Source organism: Micrococcus sp. IITD107, assembly GCF_041927415.1.
Classification (GTDB): Bacteria; Actinomycetota; Actinomycetes; order Actinomycetales; family Micrococcaceae; genus Citricoccus; species Citricoccus terreus.
The window spans coordinates 1-22572 of record NZ_JBHFFN010000001.1 but is presented as its reverse complement, the minus strand read 5'-3'; the positions used below and the strand labels follow the sequence as shown (position 1 = coordinate 22572).

Annotated in this window: 22 protein-coding genes and 1 riboswitch; of the genes, 10 read left to right on the top strand and 12 right to left on the bottom strand. The window is 70.0% G+C overall.

All coding sequences use genetic code 11. From position 1 onward, the window contains the following. Positions 1 to 78: 78 nt before the first annotated feature. Positions 79 to 1458, bottom strand: coding sequence for an MFS transporter (locus tag ACEXHE_RS00110; protein ID WP_374784302.1), 1380 nt, complete (start codon positions 1456 to 1458; stop codon positions 79 to 81). Positions 1459 to 1573: 115 nt separating this feature from the next. Between ACEXHE_RS00110 and ACEXHE_RS00105 the strand changes: the two genes are divergently transcribed. Then, complete coding sequence (locus ACEXHE_RS00105) at positions 1574 to 2443, top strand: NAD-dependent deacylase (RefSeq protein WP_374784301.1); 870 nt, start codon at positions 1574 to 1576, stop codon at positions 2441 to 2443. 84 nt (positions 2444 to 2527) lie between these two features. On the opposite strand, the gene ACEXHE_RS00100 is transcribed toward ACEXHE_RS00105, so the two are convergent. Further along, positions 2528 to 3916 (bottom strand): deoxyguanosinetriphosphate triphosphohydrolase, encoded by a 1389-nt coding sequence (locus ACEXHE_RS00100; protein ID WP_374784300.1) that lies wholly within the window; start codon positions 3914 to 3916, stop codon positions 2528 to 2530. Beyond that, on the bottom strand, positions 3909 to 5123 hold the full coding sequence (dusB, locus tag ACEXHE_RS00095) for a tRNA dihydrouridine synthase DusB (protein ID WP_277245573.1): 1215 nt from the start codon (positions 5121 to 5123) through the stop codon (positions 3909 to 3911). Before dusB ends, ACEXHE_RS00100 begins: the two co-directional genes overlap by 8 nt. A gap of 90 nt (positions 5124 to 5213) precedes the next feature. Here dusB and ACEXHE_RS00090 point away from each other — a divergent pair, with 90 nt between their 5' ends. The 3 genes from ACEXHE_RS00090 to ACEXHE_RS00080 all read left to right on the top strand — a co-directional run bounded on the left by ACEXHE_RS00090 (position 5214) and on the right by ACEXHE_RS00080 (position 8354). After that, entirely contained in the window at positions 5214 to 6242 is a 1029-nt protein-coding gene (locus ACEXHE_RS00090) for an LLM class flavin-dependent oxidoreductase (RefSeq protein WP_374784299.1), read from the top strand. Positions 6243 to 6515: 273 nt separating this feature from the next. Next, on the top strand, positions 6516 to 7232 hold the full coding sequence (locus ACEXHE_RS00085; protein ID WP_374784298.1) for a hypothetical protein: 717 nt from the start codon (positions 6516 to 6518) through the stop codon (positions 7230 to 7232). 141 nt (positions 7233 to 7373) lie between these two features. Then, positions 7374 to 8354, top strand: coding sequence for a hypothetical protein (locus ACEXHE_RS00080; protein WP_374784297.1), 981 nt, complete (start codon positions 7374 to 7376; stop codon positions 8352 to 8354). 75 nt (positions 8355 to 8429) lie between these two features. Here ACEXHE_RS00080 and ACEXHE_RS00075 read toward each other — a convergent pair whose 3' ends face one another. Beyond that, a complete protein-coding gene (locus ACEXHE_RS00075) occupies positions 8430 to 8873 on the bottom strand; it encodes a PaaI family thioesterase (RefSeq protein WP_260062549.1) in 444 nt (147 codons plus the stop codon). Between the two features lie 345 nt (positions 8874 to 9218). On the opposite strand from ACEXHE_RS00075, the gene ACEXHE_RS00070 reads away from it, so the two are divergent. Continuing rightward, complete coding sequence (locus tag ACEXHE_RS00070; protein ID WP_374784296.1) at positions 9219 to 9578, top strand: hypothetical protein; 360 nt, start codon at positions 9219 to 9221, stop codon at positions 9576 to 9578. Beyond that, on the top strand, positions 9500 to 9979 hold the full coding sequence (locus ACEXHE_RS00065) for a hypothetical protein (protein WP_374784295.1): 480 nt from the start codon (positions 9500 to 9502) through the stop codon (positions 9977 to 9979). The genes ACEXHE_RS00070 and ACEXHE_RS00065 overlap by 79 nt, the downstream gene beginning before the upstream one ends. 73 nt (positions 9980 to 10052) lie before the next feature. Here ACEXHE_RS00065 and ACEXHE_RS00060 read toward each other — a convergent pair whose 3' ends face one another. Genes ACEXHE_RS00060 through ACEXHE_RS00045 form a run of 4 tightly spaced genes read right to left on the bottom strand, consistent with a single transcriptional unit; the run spans position 10053 to position 14464 of the window. Next, on the bottom strand, positions 10053 to 10679 hold the full coding sequence (locus ACEXHE_RS00060) for a cation transporter (protein ID WP_260062547.1): 627 nt from the start codon (positions 10677 to 10679) through the stop codon (positions 10053 to 10055). Continuing rightward, on the bottom strand, positions 10676 to 12028 hold the full coding sequence (locus ACEXHE_RS00055) for a YibE/F family protein (protein ID WP_374784294.1): 1353 nt from the start codon (positions 12026 to 12028) through the stop codon (positions 10676 to 10678). Before ACEXHE_RS00055 ends, ACEXHE_RS00060 begins: the two co-directional genes overlap by 4 nt. Continuing rightward, positions 12012 to 13088 carry a GNAT family N-acetyltransferase gene (locus ACEXHE_RS00050; RefSeq protein WP_374784293.1) on the bottom strand — a complete coding sequence of 359 codons (1077 nt, stop codon included), beginning with the start codon at positions 13086 to 13088 and terminating at the stop codon, positions 12012 to 12014. The genes ACEXHE_RS00055 and ACEXHE_RS00050 overlap by 17 nt, the downstream gene beginning before the upstream one ends. Continuing rightward, positions 13085 to 14464, bottom strand: coding sequence for a glycine--tRNA ligase (locus tag ACEXHE_RS00045; RefSeq protein ID WP_374784292.1), 1380 nt, complete (start codon positions 14462 to 14464; stop codon positions 13085 to 13087). The genes ACEXHE_RS00050 and ACEXHE_RS00045 overlap by 4 nt, the downstream gene beginning before the upstream one ends. Before the next feature lie 225 nt (positions 14465 to 14689). Between ACEXHE_RS00045 and ACEXHE_RS00040 the strand changes: the two genes are divergently transcribed. Further along, the gene (locus ACEXHE_RS00040; RefSeq protein ID WP_260062542.1) at positions 14690 to 14947 is read left to right on the top strand and encodes an RNA-binding S4 domain-containing protein; all 258 of its coding nucleotides are present in this window, start codon (positions 14690 to 14692) and stop codon (positions 14945 to 14947) included. Between the two features lie 25 nt (positions 14948 to 14972). Here ACEXHE_RS00040 and ACEXHE_RS00035 read toward each other — a convergent pair whose 3' ends face one another. Next, positions 14973 to 15662: an alpha/beta hydrolase gene (locus tag ACEXHE_RS00035; RefSeq protein ID WP_374784291.1), complete on the bottom strand. Its 690-nt coding sequence runs from the start codon at positions 15660 to 15662 to the stop codon at positions 14973 to 14975. A 92-nt stretch (positions 15663 to 15754) separates the two neighbouring features. Between ACEXHE_RS00035 and ACEXHE_RS00030 the strand changes: the two genes are divergently transcribed. Further along, positions 15755 to 16669 (top strand): SGNH/GDSL hydrolase family protein, encoded by a 915-nt coding sequence (locus tag ACEXHE_RS00030; protein ID WP_374784290.1) that lies wholly within the window; start codon positions 15755 to 15757, stop codon positions 16667 to 16669. Positions 16670 to 16699: 30 nt separating this feature from the next. On the opposite strand, the gene ACEXHE_RS00025 is transcribed toward ACEXHE_RS00030, so the two are convergent. Together ACEXHE_RS00025 and ACEXHE_RS00020 are read right to left on the bottom strand one after the other, a co-directional pair. Beyond that, the gene (locus tag ACEXHE_RS00025) at positions 16700 to 17857 is read right to left on the bottom strand and encodes a homoserine O-acetyltransferase (protein WP_356969383.1); all 1158 of its coding nucleotides are present in this window, start codon (positions 17855 to 17857) and stop codon (positions 16700 to 16702) included. 14 nt (positions 17858 to 17871) lie between these two features. Beyond that, positions 17872 to 19260, bottom strand: a complete 1389-nt coding sequence (locus ACEXHE_RS00020; RefSeq protein WP_356969381.1) for a PLP-dependent transferase — start codon at positions 19258 to 19260, stop codon at positions 17872 to 17874. Positions 19261 to 19378: 118 nt separating this feature from the next. Beyond that, a riboswitch (SAM riboswitch) is annotated at positions 19379 to 19494 on the bottom strand. 129 nt (positions 19495 to 19623) lie between these two features. Here ACEXHE_RS00020 and ACEXHE_RS00015 point away from each other — a divergent pair. Beyond that, positions 19624 to 20271 (top strand): VOC family protein, encoded by a 648-nt coding sequence (locus ACEXHE_RS00015; RefSeq protein WP_374784289.1) that lies wholly within the window; start codon positions 19624 to 19626, stop codon positions 20269 to 20271. A 23-nt stretch (positions 20272 to 20294) separates the two neighbouring features. Here the strand turns inward: ACEXHE_RS00015 and ACEXHE_RS00010 are convergent, their stop codons facing one another. Then, on the bottom strand, positions 20295 to 21122 hold the full coding sequence (locus ACEXHE_RS00010) for a CPBP family intramembrane glutamic endopeptidase (RefSeq protein WP_374784824.1): 828 nt from the start codon (positions 21120 to 21122) through the stop codon (positions 20295 to 20297). A gap of 116 nt (positions 21123 to 21238) precedes the next feature. Here ACEXHE_RS00010 and ACEXHE_RS00005 point away from each other — a divergent pair, with 116 nt between their 5' ends. After that, positions 21239 to 22309, top strand: a complete 1071-nt coding sequence (locus tag ACEXHE_RS00005) for a phosphotransferase family protein (RefSeq protein ID WP_374784288.1) — start codon at positions 21239 to 21241, stop codon at positions 22307 to 22309. Positions 22310 to 22572 lie beyond the last annotated feature (263 nt).

Below are 22572 nucleotides of genomic sequence, written 5' to 3'. Positions count from 1 at the left end.
AGTCACCCCCGCCGCTCCGGCGGGGCGCTCCCGGTGCCGTGCGCTGGGAGGCACCGGCCGTCGTCGGGAATCCGCAGGTCAGCCGTTCTGACCGGCGGCCTGGTCCTGCAGGGACCGCTCGTCCCGCCGCACCGTCTTCAGGGCGGACGCCGCCACACCGCCCAGGGCGCCCACCGCGGCGAAGGCGAAGAAGCCCCACGGGTAGGCCAGTCCGGCGGTGAGCAGGGTGCCTCCCACGATCGGGCCGGAGATCGCACCCAGGCGTCCCACACCGGCGGACATGCCCAGGGCGGTGCAGCGCACCTTCGGCGGGTAGTTGGTGGCGGTGAAGGCGTAGATCAGGTTCTGGGCGGAGAACTCGAAGCAGCCGGTGATGAAGACCATGATGTAGATCCCCAGCAGCGGCATCTTGATCGCCAGGGCGGCCAGCAGGGCGGCCGAGCCGATGAACCAGATGATCGCGGCGTTGCGCGGGGTGATCCGGTCCCCCACCCGTCCGGCCACCAGCAGACCGGCCACGGCACCGGCGTTGAGCACCACCAGGAAGCCCAGCGAGTTGCCGAGATCGTAGTCTGCGGCGCGCATGATCTGCGGCAGCCAGGTGTTCAGGCCGTACACCAGCAGCAGGCCCATGAACGAGGCGATCCAGACGAGCACCGTGTTGCGGCGGTAGCCACCGGAGAGCAGCAGCGCCGCCCCCTGCTTCTCGCCCTGGCCGTCTCCGACTCGCTCCGGATGCGCGTCGGCGAAGGCCCGCTCCGGGTGCTCGTCCACGTCCACGCCGTAGTGTTCGGCCACGGTCTTGGCCTCGGCCACGCGCCCCTTGGAGGCCAGGTAGTCCGGCGACTCCGGCAGGAAGAGCCACATCAGCGGGACCAGGACCAGGGAGGGCAGTCCACCCAGGAAGAACATCTCGCGCCAGCCGGTGGCCGTGGCGGTGGCCGCCCAGATGGCCAACAGCGCGGTCAGCGCGGCGCCCACGTGGTAGCCGGTCATCACCAGGGTGGTGGCGTGGGAGCCCTTCCGATGGCCGGCGAACTCGGTGACCATGGAGATGGCCGTGGGCAGGCAGCCGCCCAGCCCCACGCCGGCCAGGAACCGCAGCAGGCCCACCGTGAAGCCGTCCTGGGCGAAGCCGGTGACGAAGGTGAGCACGGAGAAGGCGATCACCGCACCGATCAGCAGCTTGCGCCGGCCGAACCGGTCCGTGGCCCAGCCCATGCCGAGCGCGCCGATCATCATGCCGACCAGTCCTGCTGTGGCGATCACGGTCCCGGTGGCGTTGTCGATCCCCATGGTGGGGTCCTCGGTCAGCTTGGGCATGATGGCGCCCAGGACCACGGCGTCGAAGCCGTCCATCAGCACGGCCAGCCAGCACAGTGGTGCGACCCAGCCGCGACCGCGCAGGATCAGGTTCGAGGTGCGGCCGGCAGGAGCCACAGCAGGTGTTGTGGACATACGGATGCTCTTCCGGACAGGGGGGTGACGGCGGCACGAGCGTGAGGCCAGTCACAGGGTCGCGGTCCAGCACATAGGACGTACACCAACCAGTGGAGTGTGCCAGGGTGGAGCCATGACATCAGACCGGTCAGACCAGGACGTGCCGACGACGGCCCCGCACCTCCCAGCAGAGCTCGCCGAGGCGGTGCACTCGGCCCGGCGGGTGGTGGTGCTCAGCGGAGCCGGGATCAGCGCGGAGTCAGGGGTCCCCACCTTCCGCGACGCCCAGACCGGCCTGTGGGAGAGGTTCAGCCCGGAGCAGCTGGCCAGCGAAGACGCCTGGTGGGCGGACCCGGCCCTGGTGTGGAGCTGGTACCAGTGGCGGGCGCGGATGGTGCGGGCCTGCGCGCCGAACCCTGGTCATCAGGCAGTGGGGCGCTGGCAGCGGGCCCTGGCTCGTGAGGGCGGCTCCCTGCAGGTGGTGACCCAGAACGTGGACGATCTCCACGAGCGCGGCGGAGCCGAGGTGCTCTCGCACCTGCACGGCTCGCTGTTCGAGTACCGCTGCGCCGAGTGCGGCGAACCCGCCGAGCATGATCCCGGGGTGGCTGGAGCGCGCGAGGACGGCGCGGCCCTGGCCGGCCACGAGGACGATCTGGAGCAGCTGATGCGCGTGCCGCCTCCTCGGTGCGGGCACTGCCAGGACGGACTGCTGCGGCCAGGGATCGTCTGGTTCGGGGAGATGCTGCCCAGTGAGGCCCTGGAGCGCGCCTACACGGCACTGGAGCAGTGCGACCTGGCCGTGGTGGTGGGCACTTCGGCCGTGGTGCAGCCGGCGGCCTCGCTGCCGTTCGTGGCGCTGGGAGCCGGCGCGGCCGTCGTCGAGGTCAATCCTGAGGTCACCGAGTTCAGCTCCGCGGCGACCTGGCACCTGGCCGGCCCCGCGGGAACCGTCCTGCCCGCCCTGGCCGACCTGGTGGATCCGGCCACCCCTCACCCCTGATCACGTGTACGGCGGAGGTCGAGACGCGCCGAGGGAACCTGTCCGGATCGTTCACGTGATCGGAGGGGGTGAGGGACCTGCGTCCTACACCCAGACGCGGTGGAACTGCTCGCCGCGCACCAGGGTGGCGTGCCACTCCAGCGCCGTGGAGTCGGTCAGCGAGGCGACCTGGTCGATCACCACGCGGCGCCGAGCGGAGTCGTCCTGCGCCTCACGCCAGTCCGCGGCGAACATGGGGTCCAGGTAGAGGTCCTCGGTGGAGAGCAGCAGCTGGACCAGCTCGGTGAGGATCTCGCGCTGCCGGGCGTAGAGGGGCTGACGGGCCTCGGCGGACATCACGTAGGCCGCGGCGATCCCCTTCATGGTGGCGATCTCCACCTCGGTGTCCGGCGGGACGATCACCTCAGCGTCGTGCCGGGTCAGCGGCTCGTTGCCGAACACCTCGCGCGTGGCGTCGAACGCTGCGGTGCTGAACCGACCGATCAGCTGACTGGTCATGTCCTTCAGGGCTGCGGCGGCGCGGCGGGAGCCATCGGCCTCCTCCACCCACACGGGGGTCTGCTCGAGCCGAGCCAATGCCTCCTCGACCACCTCGGCCTCGGTGCGCGGCAGGTACCACTGCTGGGTGCACTCGATCACGCGGGCACGCTGGGCGGGGTCCCGGAGCCAGTTCAGCTGGAACTGCCCGTTGACGATCCCGTCCTCCACGTCATGCACCGAGTAGGAGATGTCATCGGCCAGGTCCATCACCTGGGCCTCCATAGACCGGCGGCGCCCGGACACCCCGTGCCGGAACCACTCGAAGACGGTCAGGTCATCGGTGTAGACACCGAACTTGCGGCTGCGCGAGCCGTCGGGCTTCAGCGGCGCCTCGTCACGCGTCCAGGGGTACTTGCAGGCGGCGTCCAACGAGGCGCGCGTGAGGTTCAGGCCCGCCGAGCGGCCGTCCTCGAACGTCTTCTTGGTCTCCAGCCGGGCCAGCAGGCGCAGGGTCTGGGCGTTGCCCTCGAACCCGCCGATGTCCTGGCACAGCGCGTCCAACGCCTTCTCACCGTTGTGTCCGAACGGCGGGTGGCCGAGGTCGTGCGAGAGGCAGGCGGTGTCCACTACGTCCGGGTCGCAGCCCAACGAGCGCCCGAGCTCACGGCCCACCTGGGCGACCTCCAGCGAGTGGGTCAGCCGGGTGCGGGCGAAGTCGTCGGCGTCGGGCGCCACCACCTGGGTCTTGGCCCCCAGTCGGCGCAGAGCCGAGGAGTGCAGCACGCGCGCGCGGTCCCGTTCGAAGTCCGAACGATAGGAGCTCTTGGACGGCTCGGGCAGCCACCGCTGGCGGTCCCACTCGGTGTAGCCGGGCGTGGCCGTGGGCCGGCCCGCATAGGGCGGCCGCCCCTCCGGACCGAAGAGCGCCCCCTGGTGCCCAGCACGGGTGCCGCTCGGTGCGTCCCGACGACGGCCACTCACCTGATCAGCCACCGGAGACATCCAGCTCGGCCGCCTGGATCATCGCCCGCTGGTCCTCGTTCAGCTCTCGTGAGGCCAGCCAGCCGTCCGGCAGGTGTGGGCGCTTGGGGGCGCCGGCGCGGCCCCGCGGACCTTCGGCGTCGGGTCCCGGGTACGGCGCAGTCCGGTCCAGCTGGGCCAGCAGGTCACGCAGCTGGGCCAGGTCCATCACCTGGGCGAGGTCCGCGCGCAGTTGACCGCCCACCTGATAGCCCTTGAAGTACCAGGCCACATGCTTGCGGATGTCCCTCAGGGCCTTGGCCTCGTCGCCGCCGAAGGTGTCCACCAGCAGCTCAGCGTGTCGGTAGAAGGAGTCGGCCACCTGGCCCAGGTCCGGACGGAAGCGGTGGTCCGAGCCCTCGAAGGCGGCCTGGATGTCCCCGAACAGCCAGGGCCGGCCCTGGCAGCCGCGGCCGATCACCACGCCGTCCACGCCGGTGCGCTCCACCATGGCGATCGCGTCCTCGGCGGACCAGATGTCCCCGTTGCCCAGCACCGGGATGTCCGGCAGGGCCTCTCGCAGCCGGGCGATCGCGTCCCAGTCGGCCTGACCGGAGTAGAACTGCTCGGTGGTGCGCCCGTGCAGGGCCACCGCGGCCACCCCCAGGTCCCGAGCGGTGCGTCCGGCGTCCAGGTAGGTCAGGTGGTCCTCGTCGATCCCGCGGCGCATCTTCACCGTGACGGGGATGTCCTTCTTGGAGGCCTCCCGCACGGTGGCGGCGATGATCGAGGCGAACAGCTCCGACTTCCACGGCAGGGCAGAACCCCCGCCGCGCCGGGTCACCTTGGGCACCGGGCAGCCGAAGTTCAGGTCGATGTGATCGGTCCGGTCCTCCTCAACGAGCATGCGCACGGCATGGCCGGTGGTGACCGGGTCCACCGAGTAGAGCTGGACCGAGCGGGGGGTCTCGTCCGGGTCGTGGTGGATGATGCGCAACGACTCCGGCCGGCGTTCCACCAGGGCACGGGCGGTCACCATCTCATTGACGTACAGCCCGCCGCCGTACTCGCGGCAGAGCCTGCGGAAGGCCGTATTGGTGATCCCGGCCATGGGGGCCAGCACCACGGGCACGTCGATGGTCAGAGGCCCCAGCTTCAGCGGGGGCAGGTTCAGGCGCCCGGGCGCGGTGGAGCCGGGGCGCGTGAGAGTGGTCTGGGAAGCGTCAGTCACGGCGGTCATCACCGTCCATTCTCTCAGAGCGGCACGGATCTCAGCGCCCGATCGGCCGCACTGTGGAAGAACTCTCACCCACGGGGCGTTGCACCGAACATGAGCACTGTGAAGCGGATCGGATTCCTGAACTTCGGCCACTGGAGCGCCGTTCCCGGGACCCGCACCCCGGACCCCGCCGCCACCCTGACCCAGACCGTGGAGATGGCGGTGGCCGCCGAGGAGGCCGGACTGGACGGGGCCTGGATCCGCTCACACCACTTCCAGCACATGATCTCCTCCCCGTTCCCTCTGCTGGCCGCCATGGCAGCCCGCACCTCGAACATCCAGCTGGGCACCGGGGTGATCGACCTGCGGTACGAGAACCCGCTCTACTTCGCCGAGGAGGCCGCCACCACAGACCTGATCTCCGGTGGACGGCTGCAGCTGGGCATCTCCCGCGGATCCCCCGAGGCCGCACGGGACGGCCAGCACCAGTTCGGCTATGACCTCCAGCCGGATCAGAGCTGGTCTGATCTGGCCCAGGAACGCGGTCAGCGGATCCGCCAGGCACTCTCCGGGGAGGGGATCGCCCAGGCCGACCCGGACTCCGGCTGGGCTCCGCCGGGCTCAGACCGGCTCTCCACCCAGCCCCAGTCCCCCGGCCTGCTGGGCCGGCTGTGGTGGGGATCGGGCAACACCGCCTCCGGTGTCCGCGCCGGTGAACAGGGCTACAACCTGGTCTCCTCCACCCTGTTGCTGCAGGACGACGGCCGCCCCTTCCACATCCAGCAGGCAGACCAGCTGCGTCAGTACCGCGCGGCCTACGCCGCCTCCGGTCACACCACCGGCGGCATGACCGCGGTGACCCGCTCGGTCTTCCCCGTGGTCACCGACACCGATCGCCTCTACTTCGGCGGACGCTCCAGCCGAGAGGACTCCGCCGGCATGTTGGAGGGAGGCCGGGCCCGGTCCGGACCCACCTACTCCGGCACTCCCGAGGAGGTCGCCCAGATGCTGCGGGAGGACGAGGCCGTCCAGGAGGCCGACTGGGTGCTGATGGCCAATCCGAACCAGCTGGGCGTGGAGTACAACGCCCACCTGTTCCGGCAGTGGAACGCCGTGGCCACGGAACTGGGCTGGCGCTGAGCCCGTCGTACAGTGGTGCTGGTCACACGATCGCCGAGGGGGCGATCGTCAGGAGGGATCCCCATGCACAGCCCACGTCGCACTGCTGCTTCAGCCGCCTCCCATCGGACCCTACCCCGCACCCTGGCGACCGGGCTGCTCACCCTGAGTGCCGTCGTCGGGATGTCCGGATGTGCCGCAGGCACCGATCCGGAGCCCGCTCGGACCAGCTCCCCGGTCCATCCCAGCCCGAGTTCCTCCTCCACGCCGTCGACGCCGAGTCCGTCAGGGACGGTGGACCCTGACCGGTGGATCGACCTGGAGCAGGAGCTGCCGACCGGCGACTTGGATCCTCACTCCAGGCAGACCTATGAGGGCGAGCCCCGGCGGCTCGACGACGTCCATCACCAGGACTGCCTGGACGCCTTCGCGGACGGCCAGCAGGTCCCGGAGCGGGAGGGTGAACCGGATCAGGGCGTGAGCCCGTGGACCGCCGCGGAGACCACCGTGGTGCCCGAGGGATGGAAGCTGTGCAGCCCGGGGGCCCTCTCCTCGTTCGCGGTCCCTGCCCACTTCACGCCCGAGGTGGAGATGGGCAAGGGCGATCGGGTGTACATCCGGGTGCTGGACGGCAACGGCCGCCTCATCGGCGGGCTGAAGGACGTGGGCGCCGGAAGCCCGTCGCGCGAGACCGGGCTGCTGCGCGTGGTGGACATCCAGCGGCTGCCCTCCATCACAGCGCACGGTGGCGAGACCGCCTATCTGAGAACCCTGGTGGTCCAGGCCCGGTCCGGGCCCCAGCTGCTGGTGGACATGGTCTCCGCGCCGTTCGGCGAGGACCCGGCCTCGCTGGATGTGTGGGACCTGGCCATCTCGGAGGAGGGCCGCCGGGCTCTGGTCTGGGCGGCTGTCCCCCTGGCTTCTCCGGCGGATGCCGACCAGGTGATCGACTCTCGTCTGCACGAGGTGCTGCAGCAGATGGTCAGCTCCTTCCGACCGGTCCGATCGTGATGTCCGAACACGGACCGTGACACGTCCGTGTTCGCATCGATACCCTGCCGTTGCCGCGATGTGGTGGACATCACTCGGAGGTTCCCTAGGGTGGAAGACGGTGGCCTCAACGCGCTACCTGTATAGGGAGGGACCCTTCTCATGCAGTACCCCATCCACCAGCCCACCCGCTCGCAGCGCCTCCGCCGGCCCGGACGGACCTTCGCGGCAGCCGCGGCCCTGTCCGCCAGTGCGCTGGCGTTGACCGGATGTGTGGACGCTGGAGATCCAGCGCCCGCCGAGTCCGCCTCGCCGACGGACACGGCATCACCGACCGCCTCGGCCACCTCCAGCGAGTCCGCGAGCCCCTCGGAGTCCGCGTCCGAGACACCGACCTCGTCCGCCTCAGGCTCACCGACCGCCTCGGCCACCGAGACCCCCGAGGCCGGCGCCATCGACCTGGACCAGGAGCTGCCGAGTGAGGATCTGGAGTTCGGCCACTACGACGGACCGCCACGAAGAATCGCCGACGTGAACCACCTCTCCTGCGTGGAGGCGCTTGCCGGCGAGGCCGACGTGCCGGAGATGGAGCCGGGTCCGGACGAGGAACTGAGCCTGTTCAGCCAACTCGGCGACATCTCGGTGTCTGAGGGCTGGAAGCTGTGCCCGCCGGAGGGCGTGGCCTCCTTCGGCGTTCCGGCCTCTTTCTCGGTGGAGGCCGAGCCGGGTGAGCGCAGCTTGAGCACTCTGCGGATCTTCGACGCCGACGGTCAGCGGATCGGGGGCCTGATGGACGTCGGCTCGGGATCCGATGCCGGTGAGACGGAGCTGATCAAGGTCATCGAGATCGAGGAGGTCCAGCCCTCTCCCTCCCACGGCGACGAGACCGCGTATCTCCGCTCCCTGGTGGTCGAGGGCACCTCCGGTCCGCAGCTGCTGGTGGACCAGGTGTCCTCCACGGCTGGCGAGGACCCGGAGAGCCTGGACGTCTGGGATATGGCGTATGGCGGCCCTGAGGGGCGGGCCCAGGTCTGGGCAGCCATTCCACTCGATTCGGCGGAGGACGCCGACGAGGTCGCCGACTCCCGCATGCACGAGGTGCTGCGCCAGATGGTCGGCTCCTACAGCCCGCCCATCCAGTAGACCGGCACCTCACGAACGCCACCAGGTGAGGGGCACCGTTCCGCGCGGACCGTCCCACCGGTGCGATGGCCCGGCTCAGCCCTTGAGCCGGGCCATCGTGTTGCGGGTCTCCAGCACCACGGTGCCGTCCGTGGAGGTCACGGTGATGTCCACCAGTCGGGTGCTGCGGGTGCCGGAGCCCAGCCGCGCCGTGGCGGTGAGGACCTGACCGGTGCGCCCCGGTGCCAGGAAGTTCGAGGCTGACTGCGAGGTCACCCAGCGGGGGGTCTCCTCCCCCGTGTTCAGGGCGTAGGCCGCAGCTGTGTCCGCCAGGAACATGGTGATCCCGCCGTGGCAGATCCCGTGCGAGTTGCACTGCTCAGCGCGCACCGTCAGGGACATCTGACACCCCTCGTCATCGCCGCGGACGAACTCGATGCCGTGATCGGTGACCGGGGTGTCCACGGAGAGGATGGCGGCGGCCCGCTCGGCGCGAAGCTGCGGATCGGCGGGCGCCGGGAACTCTGGAGTCTGCGTCATGGACCACATGATTCCACCCCTGACACCGATGCGGAAACGACATCCGATCGTGGCCGTACCGTGGCTGAATCCTGCCAGGTCAGTCCCTAGGGTGAAGTCACTGACCGCACGGAGGGTGCGGTCCTTCTCTGAACGGACACCCCCATGAACCACCAGCTCACCGGCCGTCGTCTGATCGCCGCGCCTGCCCTGCTCACCGCCGGGTTGCTGGCCCTGACCGCCTGATCCGGAGGGGCGGACACCGCGCCGACGACACCTGCCCCGACGAACAGCTCGACCTCTGCGTCCACGTCGGCATCGGCCTCACCCTCGGCCTCCGCGAGCCCGAGCACCAGCTCGCCCGCGGTGCCCACCTCCGCCAGCCCCAGCGCGTCCGAGACGGTGGCCGCCGCCGGTATCGACCTGGACCAGGATGTGCCCGGCGAGCCGCCTGTGGTGACCCAGTACGACGGTGAGCTGCGGCCCCTGGCGGAGATCCACCACATGGAGTGCCTCGAGGCCGCCGCCGGTGACCAGGAGGTCCCCACTGTGGAGACCGGTGACCAGAGCAACGAGCAGGACGGCCTGGTGGTCAACGCCTGGTCCGCCACCGAAGGCCTGGCCCCCCGGCGGACTGGAAGTTCTGTGTGGACGGCGCCGGCGGATACCTGGTGGTGCCCGCCAGCTTCTCCGTCGACGTGGAGGAGTACGGTGAGGGCGGTCTGACATCGGCCGTGATCAGCGACGCCGACGACGTCTCTCTGGTGACCTTCACCGATCAGCTCAGCGAGCCGTCCTTCCCCACTCCAGAGGAGTTCACGGTGCTGGACGTCTCCGACGCGGAGTACATGCACACTCTGGACGAGCAGGCCACCGAGCATCTGCGCACCTCCGTCTCACAGAGCGATGGAGACCACGTGATGCGCGTGGAGCCGATCAGCGTACCGGCCGGGGAGGACCCTGAGTCAGCGGACCACTGGGGATTCGGCGAACTCAGCGATGCCCGGAAGGAGTACGTCGCCACCATTCCGGTCTCTTCCCCAGACCGTGCCCAGGAGGTCATGGACGCCCCGGTCTACGGCACCATCACCCAGATGCTGCACAGCTATCAGCCGCCCGTGCAGTGATCTGCTGACCGCCGCCTGACCCCGCCGGTCCTGCCCCCAGGGTGGGACCGGCGGAGGCATGTCACGGGAGAGGTCAGTCCTCGTCCAGCTCCCCGGCCAGGGCCCGTGCCGCCAGCTGCTCCTCGGTGGCGGTCTCCCAGACCTCCTTGGCCGCCGTGGCGTTGAGCACCACGATCAGCACTCCCAGCACCAGGTCCGGCCAGCCGGAGAGGGTCCACGCCGTCACCAGCCCCATCACGATGATCGCGGCGTTGGCGATGACGTCATTGCGGGCCGCGAGGAACGCCGCCGTGGTGAGGGAGCCGCCGTCGTGCCGAAATCTGGAGAGCAGCACGGTGCAGATCAGGTTCACCAGCACCGCTCCTCCGGCGGTGACCACCAGGGCGAGGGGGTCCGGCGGTTCGGGATCGCCGAACTTCACCACGGCCATCCAGCCGGCCGCGAGCGCGGGCAGCAGGATGATCACCGCCATCACCTTGCCCAGGGCGGCCCGGCGTTGCAGGGACCAGCCCAGGGCGAGGAAGATCAGCAGGTTCACTGCGAAGTCCTCGAAGAAGTCCACCGAGTCCGCGAAGAGGGACACCGAGCCCACGGCCAGGGCGACGGACATCTCCACCACCATGTAGCCCAGGTTCAGCAGGGCCACCGTCAGCACGGTGCGCTTCAGAGCCCGGACGAGCACGGGATCGGTGCCGCTCACGGGCGTGGCTCCGGCGGCTGCAGATCTGCCTGCTCGTCCCGCTGCACCGCCTTGGCCACCCCGACCGCGATCGCCGTGGTGGCGGGGATGGCCAGCACCAGGCCCATCGAACCGACCAGGATGCGCACGATCTCCTCCACCAGTTCCCCGGAGAGCAGGGTGTCCAGCATGCTGCGCTCGTACAGGGAGACCACCATCAGGATCGGCAGCGCGGCCCCGGCGTAGGCGAAGGCGATGGTGTAGACCGTGGAGGCGATGTGGTCCCGGCCGATCCGCATGGCCGAGGAGAACAGCTGCCGGGCCGAGGCGTGTGGGTCAGCGCTCTGCAGCTCCCACACGGCCGAGGACTGGGTGATGGTGACATCGTTGAGCGCACCCAGCCCGGCCACCAGCAGTCCGCACAGCACGATCCCGCTCAACCGGACCTCGGGCGCCACGGTGCTGAGCACATATCCGTACTCGTCCCCCATGCCGGTCAGGGCGGCGGCGTCGGTCCCCCAGGCGGCCAGCACAGCGGTCAGTCCCAGACCGATCAGCGTTCCCAGCAGCGCGGTGGTGGTGCGCAGCGAGAACCCGTGGGCGAAGTAGAGCACGGCCACCATGATCAGGCTCGAGCCCACCAACCCGATCCACAGCGGCGGCCCGCCCTCCAGCAGCGCAGGGATCATGAACCAGAACAGCACCGCGAAGGCCAGGCCGAGGCCCAGCACCGCGCGCAGTCCGCGCCAGCGGGCCACGGCCACCACCACCAGGGCGTAGAGCAGCGCCAGGATCAGCACGGGGACACTGCGCTCGAAGTCCACGAACACATAGTCCGCTCCCCCGCCGGTGCCGCCTCCGGGCAGGGTGGTCAGATCCAGCGCCTTGATCCGGTCTCCGGCCTGCACGTCCATGGAGGCACTCACCGCGGGAGGGATGGGCACGCTCAGCGCCTCCTGCCCACCCCCGTCCGGGTCCACCAGCACGTCCACGCAGGTGCGCTCCACTGACGGCGGAGTCCCGACGACGGCCCCTGAGGGGGTCTCCAGCGTTCCGGTCTGCGGGCCGCAGTCCCGTGTCTGCACCGCGGTGACGGTCCCGGAGAACAGGGTCACTCCCTGCGTGGTCCCGTAGGGGTCGGCCAGGGACATCTCCCGGTGCTGGCCCGAGGGCCACAGCAGCACCATGGCGGCGATCATCGCCAGGGTGAGCGGGACCAGGATGGCGGTCAGGGCGGTGATCACTCGGCGGCGCGTGGACCCGCCCCGACCGGTCAGCGCGTGGTCAGCGTCCGGGCCGGCCGGCAGTGAGTGTCCGTGTCCGGAGTGTGATCCGTGCGCGGTGTCCTGGGGATCAGGCCGGCTCGGCATCAGTGGCCCAGATCCGCGTGTCCAGCAGCACCTGGGCATGCCCGGACTCCACGAGTGGCTCCACCACGGCCAGCAGGGCGCTCATGGAGTCATCCACCTCCAGCTGCACCGCATACTGGGCGGTCAGCAGGGACAGCAGCGTGCGCACAGACTCGGTGGCGCTCTGCTCGTCCAGCTGCGGGTTCCAGCCCAGGAGCACGTCGGCCGGATCGTCCGTGCGCTCAGGGGTGTAGGAGATGGCAAAGGCCTGGATGGTCCCGCCCTCGGCCTTCGGACGGTCCCGCAGCACCACAGCACCGGAGGCCCCGGTGGAGTCGGCCAGCAGCAGCTGCTGGGCCCGGCCCACGCTCATCTGCGCGGGGTCCCACGCGTGCACGGCCTCGTAGAACGCCGCCACGGTCTGGGTCAGCTCCACCGACCCGGTGGCCAGGTCCTCGATGGCCGGCTGATCCGCCTCGGACTCCACCTGCGGCAGGGCCAGGGCACCCGGCCCCACAGCGATCCGGCGGGACCGCTGCAGCGGAGCCAGGCCGGATCCGGTCAGGAACGCCTCGGTGGCCTGCTCGGCCCCGGCCTTCTCCCCGGTCCCGACGGCGAAGCGCGCCTTGAGCTCCACGGCCCCCGACGACGCTGAGCTCAGGTCATGCCCCGCCGAGACGGCCAGGGAGGCTGCCTTGCGCAGGGCCGTCACCACTGCCGTGCCGATCCCCCGGCCCCGCTGTTCCCGGGCGGTCTCCACGTAGAGCCAGAGTCGCTGCGGGTGCACCGTCGAGGTGGCCACCGTGCCGGCGGCCACGGCGACGCCGTCGTCCTCGGCCACCAGGCATACCGACCATCCCTGACCGGACGTGGCAGGTGAGGCGGTCACCGAGGTGACGGAGCCGTCGTCGGGGTCCGCGCAGACCTCCGCGGCCAGGCGCGGGTCCAATGACTCGCGCAGCAGGGTGCGGTCCTGGTGCTGCTGCGGCGTGTCCGGGTCGCCCCAGATCTCCAGCAGCCGCAGGTCATCGCCCTCCTGCCAGGGACGCAGGGTGATTCCGGCCGGGACGGTGGCACTCACTTGACCAGGCGCTCCAGCAGGTAGGTGCGGACCTGGTCCAGGGAGACGCGCTCCTGGGACATGGTGTCCCGCTCGCGGATGGTGACCGCGTGGTCCTCGAGGGAGTCGAAGTCCACGGTGATGCAGTACGGCGTGCCGATCTCGTCCTGCCGGCGGTAGCGGCGGCCGATGGCCCCGGCGTCGTCATAGTCGATGTTCCACAGTCCGCGCAGCTCCGCGGCCAGGTTCTTGGCGGTGGGCACCAGCTCCTCCTTGCGGGAGAGCGGCAGCACGGCGGCCTTGACCGGGGCCAGGCGCGGGTCCAGCTTCAGCACGGTGCGCACGTCCACGCCGCCCTTGGAGTTGGGAGCCTCGTCCTCCTCGTAGGCGTCCACCAGGAAGGCCATCATGGAGCGGGTCAGGCCGAAGGAGGGCTCGATCACGTACGGGGTGTAGCGCTCCCCGGTGCCCTGATCGAAGTACTGCATCTTCGTGCCGGAGGCCTCGGTGTGGTTGGAGAGGTCGAAGTCGGTGCGGTTGGCGATGCCCATCAGTTCGCCCCACTCCGTACCTTGGAAGCCGAAGCGGTACTCGATGTCGATGGTGGCGGCCGAGTAGTGGGCACGCTCGCCGTCCGGCACGTCGAAGCGGCGCATGTGGTCCGGATCGATCCCCAGGTCCACGAACCAGTTCCAGCAGGCCTCGACCCACTCCTCGTAGGAGGCCACGGCCTGGTCCGGGTGGGTGAAGTACTCGATCTCCATCTGCTCGAACTCACGGGTGCGGAAGATGAAGTTGCCCGGGGTGATCTCGTTGCGGAACGCCTTGCCGATCTGGCCGATGCCGAACGGGGGCTTGCGGCGGGCGGAGTTCACCACGTTCAGGAAGTTCACGAAGATGCCCTGTGCGGTCTCCGGGCGCAGGTAGTGCAGGCCCTCCTCGTTGTCCACGGGGCCCAGGAAGGTCTTCATCAGGCCGGAGAAGGTCTGGGGCTCGGTCCACTGGCCGCGGGTGCCGCAGTCCGGGCAGACGATCTCGTCCATGGACTCCGAGGCACGGCCCTTCTTGGCCTCGAACGCCTCCTGCAGGTGGTCCTGGCGGTGGCGCTTGTGGCAGGAGGTGCACTCCACGAGCGGGTCCGTGAAGGTGTCCACGTGGCCCGAGGCCTGCCACACGGCGCGGGGCAGAATGATGGAGGAGTCCAGTCCGACCATGTCCTCGCGGCCGCGCACGAAGGTCTTCCACCACTCGGCCTTGATGTTCTCCTTCAGCTCCACCCCCAGGGGCCCGTAGTCCCACGCGGACCGCGAACCGCCGTAGATCTCACCGGCCTGGTAGACGAAGCCGCGCCGCTTGGCGAGGGAGATGACGGAGTCGAGAGTGGACTTGGGGGCCATGAGGGCATCACATCCGTGTCTGGTACAGGGCCGCTGGCGGCGGCCTGCGCACTGGCGCGTGGTGGGGTTCAGTACAGCGGCCGGAGTCGCTCCGGCCCGGACCATTCTAGGGGGATGCAGGGACCGCACTGTCCTGGCCAGGACGGACCGCCTGACGCCGGGCCCGAGGAGCTCTCCGGCCCCGGCATGCCTGGCATTTGCGCTCGAAAGGTGAAGAATGGGGACATGGAACATCACGCCCCGGCCAATCCAACCTCTCATCCGGCACCGCTGCAGATCCGCGATGAGTCCATCAAGCTGGGCCAGGCCCTGAAACTGGCCAATCTGGTGGAGGACGGAGCGGACGCCCGGGCGGTGATCGACGCCGGCCTGGTCCACGTGAACGGCACCCCGGAGATGCGCCGCGGACATCAGCTGCGCCACGGTGACGTGGTGGACTACTCCGGCGAGGCGTTCAAGATCGTCTCTGCCCTGCAGCAGTGACCGGCGTGGCCTGACCGGCCGGTCATCACCTGACCATGTAGTCCAGGTACTCACCGACGTGCCGCAGCTCCTGCGGCCCGATCCCGTGGCCGATGCCTGCGTAGAGCACCTTGGTCAGGTCCATATGCTGGGTCACCCAGGCGTGCGTGTACTCGATCTTCTCAGGGGAGATCACCGGGTCCTCCTGGTCACGGCCCCAGAACATCTTTGGCTGGGCCCGGGCCACAGCTGCGTCATCGAAGAACCCTGCCAGCGGACCGGTCCCCCGCTGTGCCGGCTCCAGGCCCGCATCGGGGTCGATGGCGAATCCTGACAGCCCCACGGTGCAGGCGTAGGCGGTGGGGTCCAGACGCATCAGCGAGGTCGCCATGGACATGCCCATGGAGAACCCCAGGAGCGAGACGCTGGAGAACTTGGGCGCCTGGTCCAACACCCACGCCCGAAGGTCTTCGATCGACGCCCGCACCTGCAGCGGATCCGCCATCAGGGTCTGCGTCACCGGGAACCAGGTGTATCCGCCGTAGTCCAGTGCCATGGGCGCCCGCACAGAGGCGACGGTGAACTTGGACGGCAGCTCAGGGACGATCCCGAACAGATCATTCTCATCAGCGCCCAGTCCGTGCAGCATCACCAGCAGGTGACTGCCCTCGCGCTCCTCCTCAGGGCGTGACCAGCGGACGGTGGGCTCGCGATGTGATGCAGTGCTCGACGTCATGCACACCAGCCTACTGAGTGATCACCCGTTGCCGGCCCGGACACCGGGGACGGTCCGGTCCCTCCCCGCCGCCTCAGCTAGGGTGGTATTCCGTGCCACAGTCTGAACAGCCCCCGCAGCCCGCCCTCACCGCCGATCACGCTGACCAGGGACCCCACCCGTGGCGCCGCTATGTGGCCCTGGGCGACTCCTTCACCGAGGGCATCGGTGACCCGGATCCTCGCCACCCCGGCTATCACCGCGGCTGGGCGGACCGGGTGGCCCAGGAGCTGGCACGGCAGGTCCCGACGACGGCCGGCGCCACCCCGGAGCAGCGCCAGTTCGCGTATGCGAACCTCGCGGTGCGCGGCAAGCTGATCGACCAGATCGCCGCCGACCAGGCTGAGCCGGCGATCGCCCTGAACCCGGACCTGATCTCGCTGTGCGCCGGCGGCAATGACGTCATCCGCCCCAGTGGCGACCCGGACCGCACCGCCGAGAAGCTCGACGAGCTGGTCGGCCGCCTGACCGAGACCGGTGCCACCATCGTCCTGTTCAACGGGGCGGACATCCGTGACACCCCCGTGGTCGGCAAGATCCGCGGCAAGGTGGCGATCTTCAACGAGAACATCAGGGTGGTCGCCCGCCGGCATGACGCCGTGGTGGCGGACATGTGGGCGCTGCGTGAGTTGACCCGCCCGGAGATGTGGGACGCGGACCGTCTGCACTTCTCCAGCATCGGCCACCACACGATCGCCCGCATGGTGCTGGACACCCTGAACGTCCCCCATGGGCTGGATCCGGCCGAGCCCACGGCGCCCGAACCCCGCACCTGGCGTCAGGCACGGGCCGAGGATGCCCGCTGGGCCCGCGAGCACCTGGGTCCCTGGGTGCTGCGCCGCCTGCGCGGCCAGTCCTCCGGGGACGGCCGGTCTGCCAAGCGGCCTGAGGCCGGGCCCATCATCGATCTGGTCGAGGCGAACTTCGGTGAGTCCATGCCGCTGGGCGCAGGACCGGACGGAGACTGATCACTCCAGGAGCCCCGGACCGTGGGACCCCTACAGCTGCAGCGTCTGCACCAGTTCTGGGTAGATCTGCTCCAGGTCGGTGAGGAATCCGTCGTGTCCGATCGCGGAGTCGATCAGGTGGACCGGGACGCCCGCGTCCCCGTCGGCCCCGGCCGCGTGGCCCAGCCGCCGGGCGAGGTCCTGGGACTGCTCGGGCCAGTACAGCCGGTCTGAGTCCACGGCGGCCACGAAGGCCCGCGCGGTGACCGCAGCGAGCGCCGCGCTCTCCCCGCCACGTCCCCGGCCGACGTCGTGACTCATCAGGGCCTCGGTGAGCACCAGGTAGCTGTTGGCGTCGAACCGCCGCGCCAGCTTGCCGGCCTGGTGGTCCAGGTAGGACTCCACCTGGTAGCGCCCGCCGCGGGCCACGGGGTGACCGAAGGGGTCCTCACCGGGCTGGTGCTCCCGCCCGAACCGGACCTGCAGCTCGGCCTCGGAGCGGTAGGTGATGTGCGCGATCCGCCGAGCGATGCCCAGGCCGCCCTCCGGCACCGGGCCTGCGTAGTAGTCCCCGCCGGCGAAGTGCGGATCCAGGCGAATGGCCGCGGTCTGGGACTGGGCGAAGGCGATCTGCTCCGCGGTGGAGTGCGCACCGCAGGCGATCACCGCCACTCCGGCCACCCGGTCCGGGAACGTGGCGGCCCATTCCAACGCCCGGGCTCCGCCCATGGATCCCCCGACGACGGCGTGGAACCTCTGGATGCCCAGCGCATCAGCCAGCAGGGCCTCCGCGCGCACCGAGTCACGGATGGTGGTGAAGGGGAAGCGGGAGCCCCAGGGGGTCCCCTCCAGATCCAACGACGACGGCCCGGTGGTCCCGTAGCATCCGCCCAGCATGTTGGGGGCCAGGACGAACCACTTGTCCGTGTCCAGGGGGCGACCCGGACCGACGAGTCCTTCCCACCACCCCGGCTCCGGATCCGCCGCGGTGGCCGCCACATGAGTGGACCCGGTGAGGGCGTGCAGGATCAGCACCGCGTTGGAGCGGTCCGTGTTCAGGGTGCCCCAGGTCTCGTAGGCGATCTCCACGTTCGGCAGCCGTCCGCCGGTCTCGAACTCGAAGGGGCCGATGCTGTGCGTGCGCAGGGCGCTCTCCGGCACGGGCGGGCCGTCCTTCACGGGCGTGCTGTGCGTCAGGGTGTCCGTCATGGCGCTCCCGTTCCTCAGGCTCCGGCCCCGGAACCCGCCGCGGCGAACCCACGGTCCAGGTCGGCCAGGATGTCCTGGATGCTCTCCAGGCCCACCGAGAGCCGGACCAGCCCGGGGGTGACTCCGGCGGCGCGCTGTTCGGCCTCGGTCAGCTGGGAATGAGTGGTGGAGGCCGGGTGGATGACCAGGGAGCGGACATCGCCCACATTGGCCACATGGTGGTGCAGGGTCAGCGCGTCCACGAACCGCGCACCGGCCTCGCGGCCCCCCTCGATCTCGAAGGACAGCACCGCCCCGGTCCCGTTCGGCAGGTAGGTCTGGGCCCGCTCGTGCCAGCGGCTGGAGGCCAGCCCCGGGTAGGTCACCCCGCTGGCCTGGGCGTGGTCCTCCAGGTACTGGGCCACGCGCTGGGCGTTGGTCACATGCCGTTCCATGCGCAGGCTCAGCGTCTCCAGACCGAGGTTGATCAGGAAGGCGTTGAAGGGGCTGATGGTGCTGCCGTAGTCGCGCAGCAGCTGCACGCGGGCCTTGAGGATGAAGGACAGGTTCGCCCCGAAGGCGCTGCCCACGCCCAGGTCCCGGGCGAAGACCAGCCCATTGTAGGACTCGTCGGGCTGGTTGAACCCGGGGAACCGGTCCGGGTGCTGGGCGTAGTCGAAGCTGCCGCCGTCCACCAGCACCCCGCCCATGGCAGCGGCGTGTCCTCCGAGGTACTTGGTGGCCGAATGGACCACGATGTCCGCGCCGTGCTCGAACGGGCGCACCAGGTAGGGCGTGGTCAGCGTGGAGTCCACGGCCAGCGGCACCCCGGCCTCGTGGGCCACCTGAGCCACGCCGGCGATGTCCAGCACGTCTCCACGGGGGTTGCCCAGCACCTCACCGAAGAGCAGCTTGGTGTTCTCCTGGACGGCGCCGCGCCACTCGTCCAGGTCGTCCGGGTCCTGGATGAACGTGGTGCTGATCCCGATCTTGGCCAGCGTGTGCTTGAACAGGTTCTGGGTGCCTCCGTACAGGGAGGCCGAGGCCACCACATGATCACCCGCACCGGCCACGTTGAGCACGGCGAAGGTGGTGGCGGACTGGCCGGAGGCGAGCAGCAGGGCGCCGACTCCACCCTCGAGTGCGGCGATCTTGTCCTCCACTGCGCCGGTGGTGGGATTGCCGATCCGGGTGTAGATCGGCCCCAGGTCCTGCAGGGCGAAGCGGTCCGCCGCGGTCTGGGCGGAGGGGAAGTCGAAGGAGGTGGTCTGGAAGATCGGCAGCGCCGTGGCCCCAGTGGTGGGGTCGGCGTGCGCGCCAGCGTGGACCTGACGGGTCTCGAAGCCCCAGCTCTCGGGCCCTGCAGTCTGCGCGGTCTCTGCAGTCTCTGCAGCCTGCTGCTCGGGGGTGTGCTCCTGCGTCATGGTGACTCCTGATCTCTCAGGGCCTGTCCGCCAGCTGCGGTCACCGCCCCTGGATCAGTCCGCGTCCGAGGATCACCCGGAGCGCGCTGTGGAGCGGCTCACCGGCAGCCAGGGCGTGGGCCCGCGCTTGCCTGCACCGTTGTGGTGCCTGCCTGGTCCTCACCCGGGGCACCCCACCGCGAGTTGGAGGGTTGCCGGCCAGCGAGCCGGGGCTTGACGCTGACACTCATGACCTGCCCTCAGTGTGCCAGATCCACCCGGTCCGGATCACCCCGTGGAGCCCATGCGACACACTGTGACGCAGCTCGCAAAGTTAGGTGACCCTAAGTCGTCGCCTCCCCCTGAAAGTGGGACGATGAACACATGATGCGCCTGGACCACGTCTCGTACGCCGCCGGACCGGAAGGCCTGACGGACACCGTCGCCCGAGTGGCCGATGCCCTGGGCATCGAACGCGTCAAGGGCGGCATCCACCCCCGCTTCGGCACCCGCAATGCGATCTTCCCCCTGGCCAACCGCCAGTACCTGGAGGTCGTGGAGGTGCTGGACCACCCCGCTTCGGAGAAGGCGGCGTTCGGCCAGGCCGTGCGTGCCCGCTCGGAGATGGGCGGCGGCTGGCTGGGTTGGGTCGTCGCCGTGGACGACCTCTCCCCGTTCGAGCAGCGCCTGGAGCGCAACGCCGTGCCGGGCAACCGCAAGTTCCCGGACGGCCGCGAGCTGACCTGGCAGCAGATCGGCATCAAGGGCCTGATCGCCGATCCCCAGGTCCCCTTCATCATCAAGTGGGATGAGGGCACTGAGGACCTGCATCCCTCCTTGGCGGCCCCCGCAGAGGCCGCCCTGAAGACCGTGACCATCGGCGGCTCCCGCGATCGGGTCCGCTCCTGGCTGGGCCTGGAGAACTCCGATCAGCTCGTCGAGGACCTGGACATCGAGTTCGTGGCCCCCTCCGGTACCCCGGGCATCATGTCCGTGAGCTTCGAGACGCCGAAGGGCACCATCACCCTTTGAGTCCCTGCCGGTCCGGTGCCAGCTCAGGTGCCGAACCAGCCCAGCTGTGCCAGCAGCGGGTATCCGACGAACCCGGCCACGTCTAACAGCAGGTGGGCCACCACGAGCGGCATCACCCTGCGGTACTTCAGGTAGAAGACGGCGAAGACCAGCCCCATGACCAGGTTGCCGATCCCCGGGCCCAGACCTTGATACAGGTGGTAGCTGGCGCGCACCAACGAGGAGATCACGACGACGGCCCACGGGTTCACCGGCCAGAAGGCACCGGAGGTGCCCGCCGAGTGAACGCCTGAGCGCAGCCGCTGCAGGTAGGACAGGCGGTCGATCAGCCAGGCCACCACGATCACCTCCTCCAGCAGGGAGTGGCGCAGGGCGGAGAGGATCAGCACCGGCGTGGTCCACCAGTGCTCGTTCATGGCACTGCCCACCACGGCGGTGGTCACACCTGCCGAGCGCCCCACCGCATAGACCAGCAGCGTGCCCAGCCCCATGGCCAGGAACAGCAGGGCGCCCCAGCCAAGATCGCGTGCGGGCCGGCGCAGGTCCAGTCCGAAGGTCCGGAAGGGGTTGCGCCCGTGGATCCAGAGCAGGTGGAAGACCAGCAGGACCGGGACCAGGGCGAAGCCGATGCCCAGCAGCTGATAGGTCAGATCGAACAGGGGCCGGGGAGCCAGGGGCGGGTTGAGCGTGGTGACCTGGTCCCGGAGCGGTGCACGGGTTATCTTCTCGATCAGGTCCACGATCGCGTAGACGCCCGAACGTCCCAGGGACAGGGCCAGCACGATCCCGATCTCCCAGCCCACGGCGCGTGCGGACGGAGCAGGCAGGGCTCGCCCCAGCTGGCCGGGCAGGTGCCCGGCGGACTGTTCGGAAGATGCAGGACGGCGGTGGCTCACCCGGACAGTGTAGGAGCAGGCCCTGACAAGAGAGGACAGGACGAGACAGGACGTGGGACTACGGTGGGGGCATGGCCTCTGCACCGACCCCCGCTGACCTGGAGCTGGCCGTCCGCACCGCTGCCCGGCCCCTCCCCTGGCTCTCCCCCGCCGCCCGCGATCGACTGACCCGAGTGGACTGGTCCGAGGGCACCGTGGAGGAGGGCGGACAGTTCCACCGCGTGCTGGTGGTCCCCGGCCAGGGCGTGCTGCGGATGACCCGGAGCCCCCAGGCCGCCGGGCTGCTCCCGCGGCGCGTGGCTCTGCTGGAGGCGCTGGCCACCCAGAACCTGGCCATCTCCCTCCCCCGCGCCCTGACCGAGGTGACCTCGAATGAGAAGGGGACGGCCGCCGTCGTGCAGGACTATGTCCCGGGGACCGCACACCCGCCGCATTCCGGTGACCCCCGCGTGCTGCGGGAGCTGTGTGAGCGCCTGGCCCGCGTGGACGTGGAGCCGCTGCGCCCGCATCTGGCCGAGGCGTTCTCCTTCCGCGGTCCGTGGACCCCGGAGAAGTCGGCGGCGGTGCGGTTGCTGCCGGATGTGCTCGGCGAGCGCTGGCCGGACTGGTTCGAGGCCACTCTGCCTGGCTCCTGGGGTAGCACGGTGGACGCGCTGACGGATGCCGCACGGCGCTGGACCGCAGAGCCGGTGGTGGAGCCGTCCCTGGTGCACGGAGATCTGGGCGGGCACAACATGCGCTGGGCGCCCGTGGGGAGCCCGGCGGTGCGGCAGCTGGTGGAACGGGAGGGACCGGACGTGCGGCGACTGGGCCTGGCGGCGGGCGGTCGGGACGAGGCGAGTGGTCAGGGCGAGGCCTCCGGCTGGGTGCTGCTGGGCATCCTGGACTGGGACCTGGCCTGCGTGTGGGACCCGGCGCTGAACCCGGCGTACCTCTCACTCTGGCACGGCGAGGAGAAGCTCGAGGCGATCGCGCGGGATGCGTTCGAAGCCCAGCGAGGACGCGTGTGGCTGGGCGTGATGGCGCTGGAGTCGCTGTACGACGCCTCCCTGCGTGAGGGCACTCCGAGTCCGGCGAACTGGGGGAAGCTGCTGCGCAAGACCCTGCCGAGGATCGGCCGGGCCATGGACGCCCTGCGCTGAAAGTGGAACCTTCAACTACACTGGTGAGCAACCTCACTTCCACTGACGAGTAACACCCCCCGGTCGCCCGTCACCCGCTGTCATCGCGCCCGCGGTGAGGTCATCGCATCTGAGAGGACCTCATCATGGCCGCCCACCTGAACGCGCCCTTCGCGTCGCTCGCCTCTGCCGCACTGGCGGCGTCGATCACCGTGGGGATGGCTCCGCCCGCTCTCGCTCTGGCTTCGGTCTCCACCACCGCGCCCGTGGTGTCCGCCGTCCCG